The 19,579-nt window shown below is 68.2% G+C and carries 19 protein-coding genes and 1 pseudogene; 6 read left to right on the top strand and 14 right to left on the bottom strand.

The window, feature by feature from the left end:
* Positions 1–23: 23 nt before the first annotated feature.
* The 12 genes from QH168_RS07420 to QH168_RS07365 form a co-directional block, all read right to left on the bottom strand.
* Complete coding sequence (locus QH168_RS07420) at positions 24–1,586, bottom strand: alkaline phosphatase D family protein (RefSeq protein WP_280233760.1); 1,563 nt, start codon at positions 1,584–1,586, stop codon at positions 24–26.
* A gap of 251 nt (positions 1,587–1,837) precedes the next feature.
* On the bottom strand, positions 1,838–2,563 hold the full coding sequence (locus tag QH168_RS07415) for a lysophospholipid acyltransferase family protein (RefSeq protein ID WP_280233791.1): 726 nt from the start codon (positions 2,561–2,563) through the stop codon (positions 1,838–1,840).
* A gap of 284 nt (positions 2,564–2,847) precedes the next feature.
* Positions 2,848–3,858, bottom strand: coding sequence for an ROK family protein (locus tag QH168_RS07410; RefSeq protein ID WP_280233759.1), 1,011 nt, complete (start codon positions 3,856–3,858; stop codon positions 2,848–2,850).
* Complete coding sequence (locus QH168_RS07405) at positions 3,855–4,439, bottom strand: hypothetical protein (RefSeq protein ID WP_280233758.1); 585 nt, start codon at positions 4,437–4,439, stop codon at positions 3,855–3,857. The genes QH168_RS07410 and QH168_RS07405 overlap by 4 nt, the downstream gene beginning before the upstream one ends.
* The gene (locus QH168_RS07400; RefSeq protein WP_280233790.1) at positions 4,436–5,734 is read right to left on the bottom strand and encodes an ArsA family ATPase; all 1,299 of its coding nucleotides are present in this window, start codon (positions 5,732–5,734) and stop codon (positions 4,436–4,438) included. Before QH168_RS07400 ends, QH168_RS07405 begins: the two co-directional genes overlap by 4 nt.
* Before the next feature lie 140 nt (positions 5,735–5,874).
* Positions 5,875–6,312, bottom strand: a complete 438-nt coding sequence (locus QH168_RS07395) for an SRPBCC family protein (RefSeq protein WP_280233757.1) — start codon at positions 6,310–6,312, stop codon at positions 5,875–5,877.
* A 62-nt stretch (positions 6,313–6,374) separates the two neighbouring features.
* Positions 6,375–6,758, bottom strand: a complete 384-nt coding sequence (locus tag QH168_RS07390; RefSeq protein ID WP_280233756.1) for a polyketide cyclase / dehydrase and lipid transport — start codon at positions 6,756–6,758, stop codon at positions 6,375–6,377.
* 366 nt (positions 6,759–7,124) lie between these two features.
* On the bottom strand, positions 7,125–7,580 hold the full coding sequence (locus QH168_RS07385) for a hypothetical protein (protein ID WP_280233754.1): 456 nt from the start codon (positions 7,578–7,580) through the stop codon (positions 7,125–7,127).
* 197 nt (positions 7,581–7,777) lie between these two features.
* Positions 7,778–8,905, bottom strand: coding sequence for a glycosyltransferase family 4 protein (locus tag QH168_RS07380; RefSeq protein ID WP_280233753.1), 1,128 nt, complete (start codon positions 8,903–8,905; stop codon positions 7,778–7,780).
* 190 nt (positions 8,906–9,095) lie between these two features.
* Positions 9,096–10,103 (bottom strand): hypothetical protein, encoded by a 1,008-nt coding sequence (locus QH168_RS07375; protein ID WP_280233752.1) that lies wholly within the window; start codon positions 10,101–10,103, stop codon positions 9,096–9,098.
* 6 nt (positions 10,104–10,109) lie between these two features.
* Entirely contained in the window at positions 10,110–11,174 is a 1,065-nt protein-coding gene (locus tag QH168_RS07370) for an NlpC/P60 family protein (protein ID WP_280233751.1), read from the bottom strand.
* A gap of 158 nt (positions 11,175–11,332) precedes the next feature.
* A complete protein-coding gene (locus tag QH168_RS07365) occupies positions 11,333–11,920 on the bottom strand; it encodes a C40 family peptidase (RefSeq protein WP_280233750.1) in 588 nt (195 codons plus the stop codon).
* Between the two features lie 592 nt (positions 11,921–12,512).
* Here QH168_RS07365 and QH168_RS07360 point away from each other — a divergent pair.
* Entirely contained in the window at positions 12,513–14,264 is a 1,752-nt protein-coding gene (locus QH168_RS07360; protein ID WP_280233749.1) for a DEDD exonuclease domain-containing protein, read from the top strand.
* Between the two features lie 39 nt (positions 14,265–14,303).
* On the top strand, positions 14,304–14,579 hold the full coding sequence (locus QH168_RS07355; protein WP_280233748.1) for an Lrp/AsnC family transcriptional regulator: 276 nt from the start codon (positions 14,304–14,306) through the stop codon (positions 14,577–14,579).
* 17 nt (positions 14,580–14,596) lie between these two features.
* Here QH168_RS07355 and QH168_RS07350 read toward each other — a convergent pair whose 3' ends face one another.
* Positions 14,597–14,896: a hypothetical protein gene (locus QH168_RS07350; protein ID WP_280233747.1), complete on the bottom strand. Its 300-nt coding sequence runs from the start codon at positions 14,894–14,896 to the stop codon at positions 14,597–14,599.
* 348 nt (positions 14,897–15,244) lie between these two features.
* Positions 15,245–16,306, bottom strand: a complete 1,062-nt coding sequence (gene trpD / locus QH168_RS07345; protein WP_280233746.1) for an anthranilate phosphoribosyltransferase — start codon at positions 16,304–16,306, stop codon at positions 15,245–15,247.
* Between the two features lie 250 nt (positions 16,307–16,556).
* Here trpD and ctaE point away from each other — a divergent pair, with 250 nt between their 5' ends.
* The 4 genes and pseudogenes from ctaE to QH168_RS07325 form a co-directional block, all read left to right on the top strand.
* On the top strand, positions 16,557–17,165 hold the full coding sequence (gene ctaE, locus QH168_RS07340; RefSeq protein ID WP_280233745.1) for an aa3-type cytochrome oxidase subunit III: 609 nt from the start codon (positions 16,557–16,559) through the stop codon (positions 17,163–17,165).
* Positions 17,166–17,223: 58 nt separating this feature from the next.
* Positions 17,224–18,087, top strand: a complete 864-nt coding sequence (gene qcrC / locus QH168_RS07335) for a cytochrome bc1 complex diheme cytochrome c subunit (RefSeq protein WP_280233744.1) — start codon at positions 17,224–17,226, stop codon at positions 18,085–18,087.
* Positions 18,084–19,289 (top strand): cytochrome bc1 complex Rieske iron-sulfur subunit, encoded by a 1,206-nt coding sequence (gene qcrA, locus QH168_RS07330; RefSeq protein WP_280233743.1) that lies wholly within the window; start codon positions 18,084–18,086, stop codon positions 19,287–19,289. The genes qcrC and qcrA overlap by 4 nt, the downstream gene beginning before the upstream one ends.
* Positions 19,286–19,579, top strand: a pseudogene (locus QH168_RS07325) (cytochrome b); the annotation flags it as partial. The gene qcrA and the pseudogene QH168_RS07325, both read left to right, overlap by 4 nt.

The raw sequence follows: 19,579 nt of genomic DNA, 5'->3' as shown, positions 1-19,579 counted from the left end.
CGTGCGCGCCCGATCCGCCGCCGTCATCGACCCGGTGCGGCGAGCCGTCGGCTGAACAGCACCGATCCGCTCGCATCGCACAGATTCACCGTCAGCTCCCTTGACCGGCCGTCGATCACGACCTCACCGAAGTGCTGGTAGGCGCCGTCGAGCGGGGAGGTGTTCGGCTCCGGCGGGGCGTGCACGAACACCGCCTCCGGTCCGAAGGTGGGGTCGAGGGTGTTGGGTCCGAAGGCGCCCGCGTTGAGCGGTCCCGAGACGAACTCCCAGAACTCGTCGAAATCGGTGAAGGTCGCGCGTTCGGGGGAGTAGTGGTGGGCGGCGGTGTAGTGGACGTCGGCGGTCAGCCACAGCACGCCGCGCACCCGATCGGCCTTGATGGCCGAGAGCACCTGGGCGATCTCGGATTCGCGCCCGGTGGGCGCGCCCGGATCACCGTTGGCGGGACCTTCGAACGCTGCCTTGCCGTCGGGGACCACCAGACCGAGCGGCAGATCGTTGGCGATGATCTTCCAGGTCGCGGTGGACGCGCGCAGTCCATCGATGAGCCAGCGGGTTTGTTCCGGGCCGAAGATCCGACCGTCGGGAGAGGTGTTGGCGCCGTTGAGGTCCTTGTAGGTGCGCATATCGAGCACGAACACGTCGAGCAGGGGGCCGTAGGCGATCTTGCGGTAGAGCCTGCCGTCGGCGGCCTCGGCCGGGTCCAGCGGATTCCATTCGTGGAAGGCCTGCCAGGCGCGGGTGGCGAGGGTGGTCATATCGCGTTCGGTGTAGCCCTTGTCGGCGGCGACGGTGCCGCCCGGTGACCAGTTGTTGGTGGTTTCGTGATCGTCCCACTGGACCAGTTGCGCGACCGAGGCATTGAAGCGGCGCACATTGTCGTCGGTCAGGTTGTAGGCGTACTGGCCCCGGTACTGGTCGAGGGTTTCGGCGACGGCGCTCTTGGCTTCGGTGACGATGTTTCGCCAGATCCGGCCGTCGGGCAGTGTCACCGTGTCCTTCAGGGGGCCGTCGGCGTAGACGACGTCGCCGGAGTGCAGGAACAGGTGCGGGTCGCGGGCGGCCATGGTGGAGAAGATCCGCATACCACCGATATCGGGATTGATGCCGTAGCCCTGGCCCGCGACGTCACCGGACCAGTGCAGCCGGATATCGGCAGGTGCCAGCGGTGCGGTGCGGAAGACGCCGGTGACCGGTTCGGAGGTGGCGCCGTCCTCGCCTTCGAGGGTGACCCGGTAGTGCACCTGTGCGCCCGCGGGCAGACCGGAGACGCGCAGGCGGCCGGTGCCGTCGGTGTCGGGGGTCAGCAGCGGTCCGGTGAATCGTTTGGCGTCGGTGAACGATTCGGTGGCCGCGGTTTCCACGATCACTGTCGCGGGGCGATCGGAGCGGGCCCAGATCAGCGCGCCGTCGCTGCGCGGGTCACCGACGGCGACGCCGTGGGTGAGTGTGGGTCGTTGCCGGACCAGCGCCGGCCCCGAGTCGTCGGCACATGCGGCGAGTGCGGGTGCGGCCATCAGGCCGAGGGTGGAGGTGCGCAGCAGCGTGCGCCGGGACAAGCCGTTGCCGGGGTGGAACACAACCATGGCGTCGACCTTGGCGCAGCGAACTCAACGCAATGTGAACGTGGTTCGTCGGGCGGGTCAACGGCTTGTCCGGCGGGCGGTGTGGTTCAGCGAGAGGTTGATGCGCCGAGGTGTTGCCCGATGTGGCCGGTCCGATCGACTCCCCGCCGCGGGTCTGTTGCGGCGGATCCGGCCGATGGAGTAGGTGGCGGGCGATGAGACGCGGGCCTACAGTCGCGCGCTGATCGAAAGGTGATCGGGCCGAAAGTGCTTCAGCTCGCGGCGGATTCGGGGATACGGGTGGCCTCGGGAGCGGAACCGGAGGGTACGCCCTTCTTGAGGCTCGCCGCGTAGACGTCGACGTACTCCTGGCCGGTGAGCCGCATGAGTTCGTACATGACCTCGTCGGTGACGGCGCGTTCGACGAAGCGGTTGCCGCCCATGCCTTCGTAGCGGGAGAAGTCGAGCGGGGCGCCGAACTTCAGGGTCACCTTGCGGCGGCGCCAGCGAAACGGTCCGGGCGGGCTGACCTCGTCGGTGCCGATGACCGCGACGGGGATGACGGGGACGCCGGTTTCCAGTGCCAGCCGGGCGATGCCGGTCTTGCCCTTGTAGAGGCGGCCGTCGGGGGAGCGGGTGCCCTCGGGGTAGAGGCCGACGAGGTGGCCCTTATCGATGAGTTTGCGGGCGGCGTTGAGCGCGTCCTCGGCGGCGCTCGCGCCACTGCGGTCGATCGGGTACTGGCCGGTGCCGCTGAAGAAGAACTTCTGGAGACGGCCCTTGACTCCGGGGGTGGTGAAGTATTCGGCCTTGGCCAGGTAGCTGATCCGGCGTGGGCTCAGCAGCGGCGCGAACAGCCAGTCGGCGAAGGAGAGGTGGTTGCCGGCCAGGATGGCAGCGCCCGCGGCGGGGATGTGTTCGACGCCTTCGACCGTCGGCCGGTTGTACACGTGCATGAATGGACCCGGAAACACGTACTTCAGCAGCCAGTAGAACATGACGTCCTTACCCCCGGGAACGGGATCGTAGGCGGGCACCCTCGGTTGCCGACTTTACCGCTGGTCGCAGATCACATCCAATCACGGAGGCGAATCTCACCACATTCGGGTGGTGCGATTCGTACCGTTGCGCTGGCTATGGTGCGGAGTTTCGGAGACCGTGGTGAATTCGCCGGGACGCGTGCGGGCGACCGGCGGGGTTGCCGGAAGTATGCCGGGCCGCTCACCTGGGAGGCTCCGCGGTCGAGGGCTGCGCCGATGTGATGGCGTGACCGGGTGCGTGCTCAGCGCGTGGTGTGCGCGACCGAGGAGATATCGCCACCCGGCGCAGCGAGCGCGGCCCGGGCCATTTCGGCGACACCGATCATGCCCGCGGCCTCGCCGAGCTGGGTGGTGCGGATCCGGGCGAGCGGGCGATGGCCACGGCCGGTGAGGGCGGTGGCGTACTCTTCGCGGGCCTCGTCGAGGAACAGCGGTGCCGAACTGCTGACACCGCCCGCGATGACGATCAGATCGGGATCGAAGATATCGGCGACGAAGGCGAGTCCGAGCCCGAGCCAGCGGGCGAAATCGGTCATCGCGCGCAAGGCGAGCGGGTCGCCGTCCTGCGCCGCACCGGCGACACGGCGACCGGTGAGCGAACCGGGATCCCGGAAGACCTCCCTGGCCAGCACCGACGGCGCCTGATCGGTGGCGAGCAGTTCGATGGCGGTGTCGGCGAGCGCCGTTCCGCTGCAATAGCGCTCCCAGCAGCCGCGTTTACCGCAGGCGCAGGCGCGACCCTCCGGCACCATTTGCAGATGTCCGAGTTCGGGGGCGATGCCGTGGGTGCCGCGATAGAGCTTGCCGTCGATGAGTAGGGCGGCGCCGATGCCGGTGCCGATCGCCACGAGCACCACATTGTGTCCGCCTGCCGCGGCCCCGAACCGGTATTCGGCCCACATGGCGGCGTTGGCGTCGTGTTCCAACAGCACCGGCAGACCGAGACGGTCGGTGAGCCGTTGGGCAACGGGTGCGTCCTGCCAGGGCAGATGCGGGGCGAAACGGACGGTGGTGTAATCGCCGTTGACGAACCCGGCCACCGCGAGACCGACCGCGTCGATGTGATGGCGTCCGGCGAGTTCGCGGACGGCGCGGTCGATGGCATCGTCGAGGGCGCGCGCCGAATGCGGGGTCGGCGCCTGCACGGTATCGAGCACCGCGCCGTCGCCGTCGACGACGGAGGCACGGATATTGGTGCCGCCGACGTCGATTCCGACGGTCAGTGGGTGCGCACCCGCCGCCGATGCGGTCATGTCTTGATCGTCACGGGGATGCCGACGTATCGGGCGCGAGTGCGATTGCCCGTAGCGGACTCTCGACCACCGGGATCGGTGGCCTCACCTGCGCCTGGACTGTCCGACCCCGTGCCGGTGTCCCCGTCGGTCGGGCCGATGTCGCCCGGACCGGGTTCGGCGGCGGCCGATGTTGCGGGGCCCCGCGTATCCGGACCACCGCGCGGCACGGAATCCACCCGATCGGCCGCCGGGTGCTCGGCCGCCTCCGGCCGGGCACTGTGATGACGGTGCCGCACACCGTGTTCGGGACTGCCCTCCGGCATCACCGGCTCTACCGGCACACCAGCGAGCGCCTCCCGCAGGACCGTGACGATCGCGGTGCCGTGATCGGCGATCGCCGAGAGCACATCATGCTGTTCCCCACGCACCAGCGCCGCCGCCGCGCAGACCGGGCACCAGCTGCAATTGTCCCATTCCGGTTTACCGTCGGCCGCCGCCCGGCGCAGCACCGGTTCGACCCGTTCGAGTACGGCTTCGGCGAGCAGTTTGAGTTCGACGGCGAATTCGGCGAGACCGTCGGGTTCGGCGGTGGCGGTCACAGCGGCCACACCTCCGGATCGGGCTGGAAACGGACGATGAGATAGCCGCCGTCGAGTTCGGCGGCGGCGACCGTGCACCGCCGCAACACCGGCGCCAGCCGCACCCGGCGCCGCACCCCATCCGCTCCCACGATCAAATCGTCCTCCACTCGTCCCAGCCGCAGCGTCGCTGGATCGGCGACCGGCAGATGCATTCGCATCGCATACACCGAATGCAGCCCGGCGCCCGACTCCCATCGAACCACCGGTTCGCCGGAACGCGCGCCGCCCTCAGCGGGATTGTTGCCCAGGACCGGGCCCGTGTCGAGTTCCGCGGCCGCGTCGCGTCGCGCGCCGTGCCCCTGCGCCGCCATCGAATCGCTCTCACCGACCGCGTACGACAGCGCGGCCAGCGAACCCACACCGACCGGTTCCGGGCCGGTATGCGCGGCGACCAGCACCGCAACCTCGGGCATGGCGCGACGCAACCCGGCGATCACATCATGCTGTTCGGCGCGCCGATTCCGATACCAGTGCACCGCAGGATGGGCGGCGTCGGCGGGCCCGGTCGGTTCGGGCACCGCGGGCAGCACCTTGTTGACCACCACGGCGTCCAACCGCAACCCGAGCAGCGCCGCCGCCGAACGCACCCGAGCCGATTCGGCGACCGCGACCCGCTCGGCGACCGTGATCAACCGCGCGCTGGTGCGTGCATGATCGGCCAGCAGATCACGCACCTCGGTGACCGCACGGACGATGCGCTGCACGGTCGCGGCCAACACCACCCGGCGCAGATCGGTGCCGATACTGCTCATCGCGCGCGCATGCGGCGGCCACACCCGGTCGAGATAGCCGAGCAGCGTATCGGGAGCGGTGACGATGCGCAGCATATCCGCCGAGGGCGGACAATCCACGACGATCACATCCCAGTCGTTCTCATTCGCGTATTCGGTGATCTCCACCAGCATCAGTAGTTCCTGCACGCCGGGCAGACCGGTGAGTTCCGCCGGATCCAGCGCGCCCAGATCGATACCGTGATCGTGGCCGGTGTCGGCGGTCAGCAGCCGCGCCACCTCGCGGAACCGGTCCTCCAGCAAGGCGAGCGAATCGATCTCGATCACATCGAGTCCCGGCACCACCGCGGCGATTCCGGCGACCGTGCCCGGATCGTGCGAGAACCGGAAACCGAGCGCGTCACCGAGGGAATGAGCCTGATCGAGGGACGCGACAAGAACTCGGGAACCGGCTCGCGCGTACGACATCGCGGTCGCGCACGCCAGCGTCGTCTTCCCGACCCCGCCCTTACCGATGAACAACTCGACGCGGGTGCCTCGGTCGCCGGTGGTTCCAGGGATTGCGCCGTCGGACCGTCCGGTACTCCGCATGCCGTCCGCGCTGGACATCGCGCCGCCGGGGCCGTCAGGACCGGATGTGCCGCCGCCGGGTCCGTGCGCGGTCAGCCTTCGACCCGTTTCTTCAGCTCCTTCAACGCGGTATCGGTGATCACCTTCTCGGCCTTGCGTTTGAACATGCCGATCATCGGGATATTGAGATCCACGGTGAGCTGGTAGATCACCTCGGTACTGCCGTCGGGCTGGTCGACGAGTTCGTAGCTACCGTTCTGTGCCTTCTGGAGATCACCGCTGAGCAGCGTCCAGGTGACGGCCTTACCATCCGGACGCCAGTTGTAGGCCAACACGTAGGTGTCCTTGACGACGCCAGCGTCCAACACGAAACGCGCGGTCCGGGCACGGCCATCGGGACCGGATTCGAGCACCTCCACCGATTTGGCCGACGACACCCACTCCGGGTAGGACGCCAGATCGGCGATAACGGACATCACCTGCTGCGACGGGGCCGCGATGACAATCGATCTCTGGGTCCGGTCGGCCATGACGGTGAACGGTTTCCTTTCCGGCGACGATGCTGGCGGTGAAACGTCGAGATATGAACAGTTCAGGAGGCGTGTGCAGGCGCGACACCGGCCGGGCGATCCGCCTCCAGCCGAGACTTCACCTCGAACGACATCTTCTTACCCGCGACCCGGCGCGCCCGATTGGCCTCGGCCAACCTGCGCGGCTCGATCGGACGCGTCGGCTCGGCATGCAGGAAATAATGCAGGATCACCCCATCCAACGAGGGCTCCAACCACACCTCCATGGTGCCGGTCAACGCACCGCCGACAGTCCAGCGGATTCCCTTGTCGCCACGGTCTTCTCGCACGTCCAAGGTCAGATCCGGCCACCAGCGCCGCCACTTGCCCGGCGCGGCGAGCACCTCACCGACCGCCGCGCCCGGAGCGGCGACAAATGTCTGATCTGCGACCTGGATACTGCTCACGCGCTGAGCGTACTGTGTTGGATTTGCGCCGCCTGCGGCGGCGCGTGTTCGCGGGGCTCTGTTTGATTGCGGCGCCTGCGGCGCCGCGTGTTCGCGGCCCCCTGGTGTCTCGCGTCTCCGCTGCCGCTGCTTGCCTTCGGCTTGCGCAGCGGTAGCGGAGACGCGAGACGGGCCGCGAACTTTGTGGGCGGTCTCGCTTCGCTCGAAAACGGTGGTCTTCCGGCACTGGTACCAGGTGGTTTGTGAGCGACGCTGTTCCGTTGCGTGGATCCGTGAGTGTGGCTTTCCCGCTGCCGGGGGATCCGTGAGTGTGGCTGTTCCACCGGCAGCGGGACCGTCGCCGCGGAGAGCTGCGGCGGCCTCGTATCAGGAGGTGACCGTGTACTCGGCGGAGCAGTCGAGGGTGGAGACGTGCTGGCCGTCGTCGGCGACGTTGTGCACTTGCGCGACGATGGCCAGGGTGCCGGGCTTGGTTTCCGTCGGCGGCAGGGTCAGCGTGGTGGAGCCTGCGTTGATACGGGCCTCGGTGGCGGTGGAACCATTGCGGCCGGTGTCGATATTGGCCCAGATGACCGTGGCGGTCTGGGTGTAGGGCTGGTCGGTGGTTGAGTGCGTTTCGAACTGGAAGGTCACCGTTCCCGGCGCCGTCACATTCGCCGACACCTTGCTGCTCTCCACTCGGGTGGGGACGTTGGGGTCCGGGTATTCGACAGTGCACACGCCCGCGAACTCGGCCTGCGCTGGGCTCGCGGTGGCGATGAGCGAGGCGGCCGACAGGGCGCAGAGCGCGGTGGTGGTCACGGTACGAAGAGCGCTGGGCATGCGAGGTCCATATCTGTGAGGGGATGTCCACGGCTGATGCTGGACCGGGAGATCGGTGGTGTCGATGCTCCGGCCTCGCACTCGCGAACCGGCGATGTCATCCGGCCGGTCACGAGCGCGATACCTACGTCGTGCCTCGCTCGGGAATCGTTACCGCAGTGGGCAATTCGGTTCCCGAAGGAACCGGATCACCGTGGTCAGCGCAGCAGCTGACGCAGCCGGGCGCCGAGGGTGTCCCAACGCCACTGCTGTTCGACCCACTCGCGGCCCGCCGCGCCCATACCGGCGGCGGCCTCCGGGTCGGCGAGAATACCGACGAGAGCCTCGACGATCTGATCGATCTTGCGGCCGTCGACCACCCGACCGGTCTTGCCCTCGATCACCGTCTCCGGCGCGCCGCCGGAACGCCCGGCCACCACAGGAACCCCGGACGCCGAAGCCTCCAGATAGACGATGCCGAGCCCCTCGACATCCAAACCGGCGCCACGAGTGCGGGCGGGCATGGCGAAGACATCGGCCAGCGTGTGGTGGGCGGCCAGCTCATCCGAACGCACCCGGCCGGTGAACACCACATCATCGGTGACACCGAGCGCCTCGGCCAACCCACGCAACTTCTCCTCATACGGGCCACCACCCGCGATGACCAGCACCGCGCCATCGATGCGCTCCCGGATCTCGCGCATCGCCACGATCAACGCATCCTGGCCCTTCCGCGGCACCAACCGCGACAAACACAAGATCGTCGGCCGATCACCCAGCCCATAACGCTGCCGCAGCTCGGCGCGCGCGGCGGGATCGGGGCGGAACACATCGGGATCGACCCCCGGCGGCAGATACTCGAGCGCCGCATTGCGCCCGAACGCCGACGAAAACCTCGCCCGGGTGTACTTGCTGACATAGGTCACCACATCGGTGGACTCGCCGATCACCCGCAACGCCTGCCGCGCCCCCGGCACCATCGACCAGCCCACCTCGTGCCCATGCGTACTGGCCAGAATGCGTTCGGCACCAGCCCGACGCAATACCGGCGACATCATCGCCAACGGAGCAGCCGCCCCGAACCACACCGTGTCGCAATTCTCGCTGCGCAACAACTTCGCCGCCCGCCGCATCACCAACGGAGTCGGCAGCATCAATGTCGTCGGATGACGCACCACCTGGAACTTCTGCTCGGCATCGAACTTCGTATGACTGTCCCCACGCCACCGCGGTGCGTAGACCACCAGGTCATCCGGCGGCAGCTGCCCGGCCATTGCCTGCAAATAGGACTGGATACCCCCGGGACGCGGCGGGAAATCATTGGTAACCAGCAGAGTTCGAGCCATACCCACCAACCTACTGTGTCTAATTTGCGCCGCCTGCGGCAGCGCAGGTTCGCGGCCCCCGGTGTCTCGCGTCTCCGCTACCGCTGCTTGCCTTCGGCTTGCGCAGCGGTAGCGGAGACGCGAGACGGGCCGCGAACTTTGGGGTTCGGTCTCGCTTCGCTCGGAAATGGGGGTGGATATCGGCAGGTCTTTACGCGTTCTGCGTGCGCAGCCAGCTCTGCCAGCCGGTGATCAGATCGGTGCGGGTGGTGCCGAGGATTTCGCGGAAGGCGGCGTCTTCGGTGGTGGGGGATCGGGGGCCGGTGGCGAGGTGGCGGTAGAGGGTGGTGAGGCGGGGGTCGTCGTAGGTGGTGGCGAGGTAGGCGCAGATCGACCAGGCCAGCTCGTAGGCGGTGGCGGCGTGTGGGCCGGTGAATTCGGCGTCGGTGGGCAGGTCGGCGGGGACGGAGCCGGTGGCGAGGCGGGTGGCGAGGGTGGGGGCGATATCGGTGAAGGAGCGGTTCCGGCCGCGGTGGGCGGTGTATTCGGCGAAACCCTCCAGCAGCCACTGTGGGGAGCCGTCGACCGTCGCGGCCCTGGTGGCGACGTGGGTGAGTTCATGGCGCAGCAGTGCACGCAGGCCGTCGGGGTCGAGGCGGCGCCCGGCGTCGGGGCCGAACACCACGCGCTGGCCGGTGGGCCGGGTACCGGGAGTGAACGGGTCCGATACCGTCGCGGCCGCGACCTCACCGGGTAGATCGCCGGTCGCTCGCACCAGGGCGGCGAACTCGGCGGGTGCGGACGATACGACCACCACGGCCGCACGTGACCAGTCCTGGCCCCACATCTCGGTGACCGCTGTGGTCGCGGCCGCGAGTTCGTCGGCGAGGAGGTCGATCTCACGCTGCTGCCGCGGATGGCCGACCACCAGCGCGGGTTGTGCGCCACCGGTGGCGACCTGCCGCGTCACGAGCGGGCCGAACGGTTCGGTGATGCGCTGGATCTCGGTCAGCCGCGCATCGGTGATCGGTTGCTGTCCGGCGGCGGGCGCCGTGGTGCTACCAGCACCGGCCGCCCGCAACGGGGCCATCACCGAATCGGGCAGCAGGAGCAGCGCGGCACAGGTGCCGGTCAACAGGACCACCATGAGAGTGGTGAGGCAGAACTCGAAGCGCCGTCGTTCCGACAGCCAGTCACGGACCCGCCGCACACCGTTCATCGGTGCTCAGTATCGCCTGGCCGAGTGATAGGGCGTGGAACCCATGGGCGCGACCGCGACCGGAACGCCGAACGTGGAGGCGTGCAGCATCAGCCCATTGCCGGCGTAGATACCGACATGGGTGATGTCCGGGTAGAAGAACACGACGTCACCGGGGCGTAGATCGTCCTTGGCGACCGGTGTGCCGTAGGAGGCCTGTGCCGAACTGGTGCGCGGCACCTCCTTGCCGACCTGTTTGAACGCCCACTGGACCAGACCCGAGCAGTCGAACTGGTCGGGGCCGGTGGCGCCCCAGACATAGGGATCGCCGACGCGGGTGAGTCCGGCGGCCAGCGCGCTGGTGCCGCTACCGGGGACGAGCCCGCGCAGCAGGGTGTCGCGATCGAATCCGGGTGGGAAGGGTGAACCGGCCAACGCCGATTTGTCCGTGGCGGACAGCGTGCCCCACGCCTCGATCACCTGACCGATCGCGCCCTGGAGATCGGCGCGTTTACGTTCCATATCGCCGCGCACGCTGTCGGCCTTGTCGGCGGCGGTGCGGGCATTGTCGGCGGCGGTGCGCGCGGTGGTTTCGGCGGCGGTCGCGGCGTCGGTGGCCTTCTTGTACTGCTTCAGCTGAATCGAGGTCTGGGTGGCCACCACATCCAGGGTGGACATCTGGTCGAGCAGCTGCTGCGGGGAATCGCTGACGAGGACCGAGAACAGGCGATTCGTGCGCGCACCCTGATAGGCGGCGATCGCGGTGCGATCGATGACCGGCTGATATTTGCGGACCTCGTCGCGTGCGGCGTTCACGGCGGCCGTGGCCGTGGCGAGGGTGGCTTCGGCATCGCGTTGGACGGCGAGCTTGGCGTCGAAGTCGGCCTGTGCGCCGAGTGCCTGCTGGTTGAGCTGTTCGGATTGGCGGGACAGGTCGATCATCCGCTGGACGGCATCGCTGGCGGTGGTGGGCAGGGTGGCCGGATCGGCTCCCGCCGGGCCGCCGCCGTGCAGCGCCACGGTGAGAAGTGCCGCCGTGATGGTCGCCCCGGCCAGGCGTCGTCTACCTCGACTGCGGTGATGTGCTGCCACTGCCTGCCGTGCCCCGTTCTCGTGTGAAGCCGCGGAAAGGTCTCGATTAGGTTACGGAACGGCGACCGTCGGTGTCCAGTAGAGCACGAGCCGATCACAGTCGCCGGACCGGGCGGGGCCCGCACCGTAGCGCACGGTGCGGGCCCCGAGGGTGCGGATCAGAAGCGGACCGCGCCCGCGACCGGCATGGAGGAGATCGGCGCGACCTGCACCGGGGTGCCGGCGGTGGAGGCGTGCACGACATTGCCGTCACCGGCGTAGAGGCCGGAGTGGCCGCCGCCGTAGAACGAGACCACGTCACCGGGCTGGAGCTGGTCCATCGACACCGGGCTGCCCGAGGAGAGCTGGGCGCCGCTGGTGCGCGGCACATCACGGCCCGCCTGGCGGTAGGACCACTGCACGAGACCGGAGCAGTCGAAGGCGTTCGGGCCCGCGGCGCCGTAGACGTAGGGCGAGCCGACCTTGCTCATCGCGGCGTCGAGCGCCGACTGGCCGAGGGTCTTGGTCGGTGCGGTGAAGGGCAGCGGCGCGGGGGCGGGGATCTGGATGCCCGGCACGGCGGGCAGGCCGCCGGGGATCTGGTTCACGATCTCGTCCGGAACGTCGAAGGTACCGACGCCGGGGACGGTGACCGGTGCGGCCGCCGCGGGAGCGGCGGGAAGCAGGAACGCGCCGATGGTGGCAGCGCCGACGGCTCCGGCCGCAACGGCACGCTTGGCCTGTCGTTTGACGGTGGTGGACGCCATGATGCGGTACTCCCAATCTGCCTCACGACGCCGCACCGGGGTGGTGGGTCGGACTCCGTGAGGTCTCGATGAGGTTACGAACCGATCACGGTGGTTTGTAAAGCCGTGGACAAGCGAAACGGCAATGCTCAACAATTCGGCGTGAGCGGCCTGCGATATGCGTCACAACAATCACGAAACGATAACGACGAGTAGTTCTTCGGGTGACCGCAGACCGTAAACAGGCGTTACTTGAAGTAACAGTAAAATGCGAGATGCCATGCTCGTCAGGCGTTCGCCGCAGTTCACGGGACATCTTCGGGGGTCATCGATGTGATCATGGGGCACCGATCGACCCGACCGGCGGGTGAGGGGACTGCTGAGAGCCTGTGGCGGTATGGCTGGAATCCGACACGCCCGGCGATTGATACCCGTACGCATTCTCTGTGAGCTACGCCGCTTTTACGCATCTAAGATCATTTCGGGGGTACCGATATGAAAACTTCACGCGTGGAATTCGGACATTCCGTGCCGATTCCGCGCGCATGTGGCGAGCCGACCGAGCTTCTCGACGGGGCCGAACCTGTCGGACCCCGCTCATACGCTGCACGCCGTGTCCGACTCCGTCCCGCGCCGCCGCGCCGCCACGCAACTGGCCTTCGACGAACTCGACACCCCGCTCTACGACACCGTCTTCGTCGTCGTCGACCTGGAGACCACCGGAACCAGCCCGGAATCGGACGCCATCACCGAGATCGGCGCGGTCAAGGTGCGCGGCGGTGAGGTCCTCGGCGAATTCGCCACCCTGGTCGATCCCGGCCGCGCCATCCCACCGGCCGTCGTCCACGTCACCGGTATCACCACCGCCATGGTGTGCGCCGCGCCGCCGATCGAGGCGGTGCTGCCCGGCTTCCTGGAGTTCGCCGCCGGCGCGGTGTTGGTCGCGCACAACGCTCGGTTCGACATGGCGTTCCTGCGCGCCGCCGCGGCCCGCTGCGAGACACCATGGCCCGCCGCCCAGGTGGTGTGCACGGTGAAGCTCGCCCGGCGGGTACTGGCCCGCGACGAGGCGCCGTCGGTGCGATTGAGCGTGCTGGCCCGGCTGCTCGGCGCGACGACGCAGCCGACCCACCGCGCCCTCGCCGACGCCAGAGCCACCGTCGACGTGCTGCACGCGCTGATGGCGCGCGTGGGCAATCAGGGCGTGCACAGCCTGACCGAGCTGATCGATTACCTACCCGACGTCACCTCGGGTCAGCGCGCCAAACGTGGACTGGCCGCCGATCTGCCCGCGGGCCCCGGTGTCTATCTCTTCCGCGGCCCCGCCGACGAAGTCCTCTATATAGGGACGGCGGTGAATCTGCGTCGCCGGGTCCGCACCTACTTCACCGGTTCGGAGACCCGCGGCCGGATGAAGGAGATGGTCTCGCTCGCCACCCGCATCGACCATGTCGAATGCGCGCACGGTCTGGAGGCGGGGGTGCGGGAGCTGCGGCTGCTCATCGCGCACGCCCCGCCGTACAACCGGCGCTCCAAGTTCCCGAAGCGTGGCTGGTGGATCACTCTCACCGAGGAACCATTTCCGCGGTTCGCGATCGTGCGCCAGCCCGCGGTGGACGCGCTCGGGCCGTTCGGCGCCAGAGCCGACGCCGCCGAGGTGGCGGCGACCATCGCCGAGTTCAGCGGGCTGCGCACCTGCACAACTCGCTTGTCGCGCACGGCGATTCACGACTGCCCGCCCGCGGTGATCGGCGGCTGCCCCGCCGCGGCGCACGGAATGGCCCTTAATAGTAAGGAATACGCGCGTGCGCCGGAATCGGTGCGCGCACTGTTCGCCGGCGCCGGGGACGAATGCCTGCGGGCGATGCTCGAGATGATCAGAACCCATTCCCGCGCAGAACATTTCGAGGCCGCCGCGCGGTTACGCGACCGGGCGGTCGTCGTGATTCGCGCACTGCACCGCACTCAGCGCTTGGCCGCGGTCGCCCGTATCGTCGAACTCGTCGCCGCCCATCCCGACGGCGCCGGTGGCTGGGAATTCGCGGTGATCCGCTACGGACGCCTCGCGGGTGCGGGCACGGCGATCAGGGGAGTGGCCCCCATGTCGGTGGTGGAGCGGATCGTCGCGGCCGCGGAAACCGTCGTCTGCGACGACGATCTGTCGCCGTTGCGCGGCGGCTCACCGGAGGAGGTCGGTCTGGTGACGCGCTGGCTGGCCCGGCCGGGTGTGCGCATCGTCCGCACCACCACCGGCTATTGCGAACCGGTGTACGGCGCGGGCCGTCTGCTCACCTGGGCGGCCTCGGCCGAGGCGGCGGCAGCGTCGGAATCGCAGGGGCAGGACTATGTGCGAGTCTCCGGCTGACCCGGACCGGTTCACCATCCGAGCACCTAGGCTGAGCCCATGATTACCGCCATCGTCATGATCAACGCCGCCAATGCCCGCATCCCCGAAACCGCGCAGGCGGTCGCCGATATCGAGGGCGTCAGCGAGGTCTACTCCTGTGCGGGCGATGTCGACCTCATCGCGGTGGTCCGGGTGCGCGACCACGAGCAGATCGCCGAGGTGGTGACCAGCCGGATCGACAAGACCGAGGGAGTCGTGCGGACGACCACCCACATCGCGTTCAAGTCCTATTCGCGCGCCGACGTCGAGGCGGGATTCTCGCTGGGCGAATGAGGCTCGGTGAATGAAGCTCAGGGAACCTGGATCGATGCGCCGGTGACCGTGCGCACCTCACGTGAGGCCAGGGTGGCGGTCACCTCGCCGCGGCAGCCGCGCCCGTAGTACACGGTCACCGGCACATCGGTGTGGTTCTCCAGTTTCAGCGTGCGGGCCCCGCCGCCGACCTCGACACAGCCCGACGGGTTGTGATGGACGCTGCCGTCCACCACCAGGCCACCGCGTGCGGCACCGGCCGGACCGGCGCCGATCACCGTCGCCACCGCGAGTGCGGCGAGTAGGGCGCCGGATACCACGGGCACACCGCGATTCATGCCTACCTCCAGACCACGATCGGACAGTGACGAGGGCGCGGGGATACCGGTGGGCAAGAAGGGTTGCCGTGTGGCCGCCCGTGGCGATGATCGTCCGGGTGCCTGCGCCGAGTGTCGTGCGAGAACACAGCGATGTGCCTGACGACCGCGCAACTCTATAGCCTCGGCGCAATGTTTGCTGACCAGGTGTCTCCAGCCGTGCGGACGCGCGGTCGGACCACCTCCGGCAATGCCGCGTCGGCGGGACGCGGCAGCGGCTGCCGCCATGCGTCGGCGGTGATCGGATCGGCCCACGGACCGACCAGGAGTATCGCCGCTACGCGTGGACCGCGGGTCGTCGCTCGGCGATCAGGAGTCGCCGAGCGTATTGGTCAGCTTCGCCCATCGATCCAATAGCGCGGCGCCACGTCCGCTGTCGATCGCGTCCGCGGCCCGTTCGACGGCCGCGGTGAGTTGATCGTCGAGTTCGGCGTCGGGATTGCCCGTGCCCTGGGACAGGTCGTAGGCCACGATGGCGGCCGCGGAGTTGACCAGCACCGCATCCCGCACCGGACCGGAGGTCCCGGCCAGCACGTCACGCGCCACACCGGCGTTGACCTGGGCATCTCCACCGCGCAGTGCGTCGAGGTCGACGCGCGGGAAGCCGAGCCGCGTGGGGTCGATGGTCGTCTCACGCATCCGGCCCGCCGAGACGATCCAGGCGTCGGTGGTGTCGGAGGTGGTGATTTCGTCGAGTCCGTCGTTACCACGCACCACCAGCGCGCTGCTGCCGCGCGCGGCGAACACCCCGGCGATCTTCGGCAGCAGATCGGGGAAGGCGCAGCCCACCAGGCCGGCACGCGGCTGCGCGGGGTTGGTGAGCGGACCGAGCACATTGAACACGGTCGGGATGCCGATCTCTTTACGCGCGGGACCGGCGAAGCGCAGTGCGGGATGGAACAGCGGCGCGAAACAGAACCCGATACCGACCTCGCGCACACAGCGCGCCACCGATTCCGGGCCGAGCGCAAGCCGCACCCCGAGCGCCTCCAGCACGTCGGCGCCGCCGCTCTTGGAGGTGGCGGCCCGGTTGCCGTGCTTGATCACCGGCACACCCGCCGCCGCGACCACGATCGAGGACATGGTGGAGATGTTCACCGAACCCGAACGGTCACCGCCGGTGCCGACGATATCGACCGCGTCACCGTCTATATGGACGAGCCTGGCGTGCCCGAGCATCCCCGACGCCAGACCCGACAGCTCCGCCGAGGTCGGCCCCTTGATCTTGATCGCCACTCCGAACGCGGCGATCTGTGCCTGCGTCGCATTGTCGGAGAAGATCTCGTTGATCACCCATTCGGTGTCGTCCGCGGTCAGGTCGCCACCGTCGGCAAGGGTGCCGAGCACCTGGGGCCAGCTGCGCACGCTCATCAACATCTCCCATCACACTGGTACGCCCACCAGTCTTGTAGGCAACAACCCTAATGCGCCCACCCGGCGCAGGTCGCCCGATATCGGCCCGCGAACCCCGCGCGCGGGGTCCGTACTTGATCTTCGCGCGATCTCCTTCACCGAATTTTCCGGCGTTGTCCCAGGAAGCGGCACTGCGAATTCCGACACGCACACACGAGTTTCGTACCCGGGTACTGCTGTCGTACTACGACGAGTCATACTTACCCCCGTGACGACCGCAGTAGGCACCCCAGGATCGGCCATTACCCAGCGTGTGCATTCGCTGAACCGGCCCAACATGGTCAGTGTCGGCACCATCATCTGGCTGTCCAGCGAGCTGATGTTCTTCGCCGGCCTGTTCGCGATGTACTTCGTCGCGCGTGCTCAGTCGACCGAATGGCCGCCGGAGCCGACCGAGCTGAACATGACGCTGGCCGTGCCGGTCACCGCCGTGCTGATCGCGTCGTCGTTCACCTGCCAGCTGGGTGTCTTCGCCGCGGAGCGCGGTGACGTGTTCGGCCTGCGCCGCTGGTATGTCCTCACCCTCGCGATGGGCACCTTCTTCGTGCTCGGCCAGGGTTACGAGTACTACCACCTCGTCCACGAGGGCACCTCGATCTCGAGCAGCTCCTACGGCTCGGTGTTCTACATCACCACCGGGTTCCACGGTCTGCACGTCATCGGTGGTCTGATCGCGTTCGTGTTCCTGCTGGTGCGCACCAAGCTGAGCAAGTTCACCCCGGCGCAGGCCACCGCCGCGATCGTCGTCTCGTACTACTGGCACTTCGTCGACATCGTCTGGATCGGGCTGTTCGCCACGATCTACTTCGTCCGCTGACCCGGGCTCAGTGGAAGCAATTGCACCAGTCGGTTCCGTCTACTCCAAAGGGACACAGATGAGTTCATCTCCCCCATCAGCGCCAGAGCCCGCCAGCCCCGGGCACGGCCAGGCCAGCAAGACGCGCAGGCAGCGCCGCGTCCGCCGCCGCATCGCGGGCGGGCTCGCGCTTCTGGTGGGTCTCGTCGGAGCCGGTTTTCTCGCCTCGGCCCTCACCCCCGAGCCGCAGATCGCGACGGCGAACGAGGACAAGTCGGCGCTGATCCGCGAGGGTCAGCAGCTCTACGACACCTCCTGCATCACCTGCCACGGCGCGAACTTGCAGGGTGTGGAGGATCGTGGCCCCAGCCTGATCGGCGTCGGTGAGGCCGCGGTGTACTTCCAGGTGTCCTCCGGTCGTATGCCGATGACGCGCAACGAGGCGCAGGCCGAACGCAAGCCCGCCAAGTTCGACGCCCACCAGACCGATGCCATCGGCGCCTATGTGGCCGCCAACGGCGGCGGTCCGACCGTGGTCCGCGATGCCGACGGTTCGGTCGCCCAGGAATCGCTGCGCGGCGCCGATATCGCCCGTGGTAGTGAGCTGTTCCGCATGAACTGCGCCTCCTGCCACAACTTCACCGGCCGCGGTGGTGCGCTCTCGTCCGGTAAGTACGCGCCGCCGCTCGAGCCCGCCTCCGAGCAGCAGATCTACGCCGCGATGCTGACCGGCCCGCAGAATATGCCGAAGTTCTCCGACCGGCAGCTGAGCCCGGAGGAGAAGCGCGACATCGTCGCCTACGTCAAGGACTCGATGGAGGCCAATTCGCCGGGTGGTTACGGCCTCGGCGGCTTCGGCCCCGCGACCGAGGGCCTGGCCATCTGGGTGGTCGGCATCGTGCTGACCGTCGGCGCCGCGATGTGGATCGGATCGAGGTCATGACAGAACAGGAGCGAGACGACATGGGGCGCCCGGATGAGGGATCCAGTGCCGAGCTGTCGAAAGAGACGGTGAAGCCCACCGGTCACGCCGCCGCCGAGCCCACCGAGGCCGAGCTGGACGCGATGTCGCGGGACGAACTGGTCAAACTCGGCACCGAGATGGACGGCGTCGACGTCGCCTACCGGCGTGAGCGGTTCCCGGTGCCGGGAACCCGCGCCGAGAAGCGCGCCGAGCGTCAGGTGGCGCTGTGGTTCGCCATCTCCGGTCTGGCCGCGGCCGCGCTGGTCGGTGTCTATCTGTTCTGGCCGTGGGAGTACAAGGGCAAGGAGTCCGAGGGTCACGACCTGTACTCGCTGGCCACGCCGCTGTACGGTCTCACCTTCGGTGTCTCGATCCTCGCGATCGGCATCGCGGTGGTGCTGATCCGTAAGAAGTTCATCCCGGCCGAGCTGTCCATCCAGGAGCGCCACGACGGCCGTTCCAGCGAGGTCGACCGTCGGACGCTGGTCGCCCAGCTGTCGGATGCGGGGGAAACCTCCACGCTGGGGCGTCGCAAGCTGATCACCCGCACCGCGGGCGCCGGCCTCGGCGTCGTCGGGCTCGGATCGGCCGCGCTGTTCGTTGGCGGCATGATCAAGAACCCGTGGGCCAAGGGCGACAAGTCGCCGCTGTGGGTGTCGGGCTGGACCCCGGACTGGGAGGGCCAGACCATCTACCTGCGTCGCGACACCGGCCGTCCGCAGGACATCGTGCTGGTGCGCCCGGAGGATCTGGACGCGGGCGGTATGGAGACCGTGTTCCCGTGGAAGGAAGCCTGGCGCGGGGACGAGCACGAAACCCTCCAGTCGCTGCGCGGTATCCGCAACGCCGTCATGCTGATCCGGCTGCGCACCGAAGACGCGCAGAAGGCCATCAAGCGTAAGGGCCAGGAGAGCTTCAACTTCGGCGACTACTTCGCCTACTCGAAGATCTGCACCCACCTCGGCTGCCCGACCTCGCTCTACGAGCAGCAGACCAACCGGATCCTGTGCCCCTGCCACCAGTCGCAGTTCTCGGCGACCGAATGGGGTAAGCCAGTCTTCGGTCCTGCCGCACGGGCGCTGCCGCAGCTGCCGATCACCGTCAACTCCGAGGGCTTCCTGGTCGCCGCGGGCGACTTCATCGAGCCGCTCGGCCCGGCCTTCTGGGAGCGTCGTTCATGAGTTCTGGAACAGCAATCGGCCGGAAGGTCGGTGCCCACGCCGACGCCGTGGACGAGCGGTACCGCGCCGCCGCGTTCATGCGCCGGTCGATCAACAAGGTCTTCCCGACCCACTGGTCGTTCCTGCTCGGTGAGATCGCGCTGTACGCGTTCATCATCCTGCTGCTGTCGGGTGTGTACCTGACGCTGTATTTCGATCCGTCGATGGCGCATGTGACCTATGACGGTGCGTATCAGCCGTTGCGTGGTGTGGGTATGTCGCGGGCGTACGAGACGGCGTTGAACATCTCC

This window comes from Nocardia cyriacigeorgica (assembly GCF_029868385.1).
In the GTDB taxonomy this organism is placed as follows: domain Bacteria; phylum Actinomycetota; class Actinomycetes; order Mycobacteriales; family Mycobacteriaceae; genus Nocardia; species Nocardia cyriacigeorgica_F.
The sequence above is the reverse complement of the archived record's forward strand: the minus strand, read 5'-3'. Positions and strand labels throughout refer to the sequence as shown.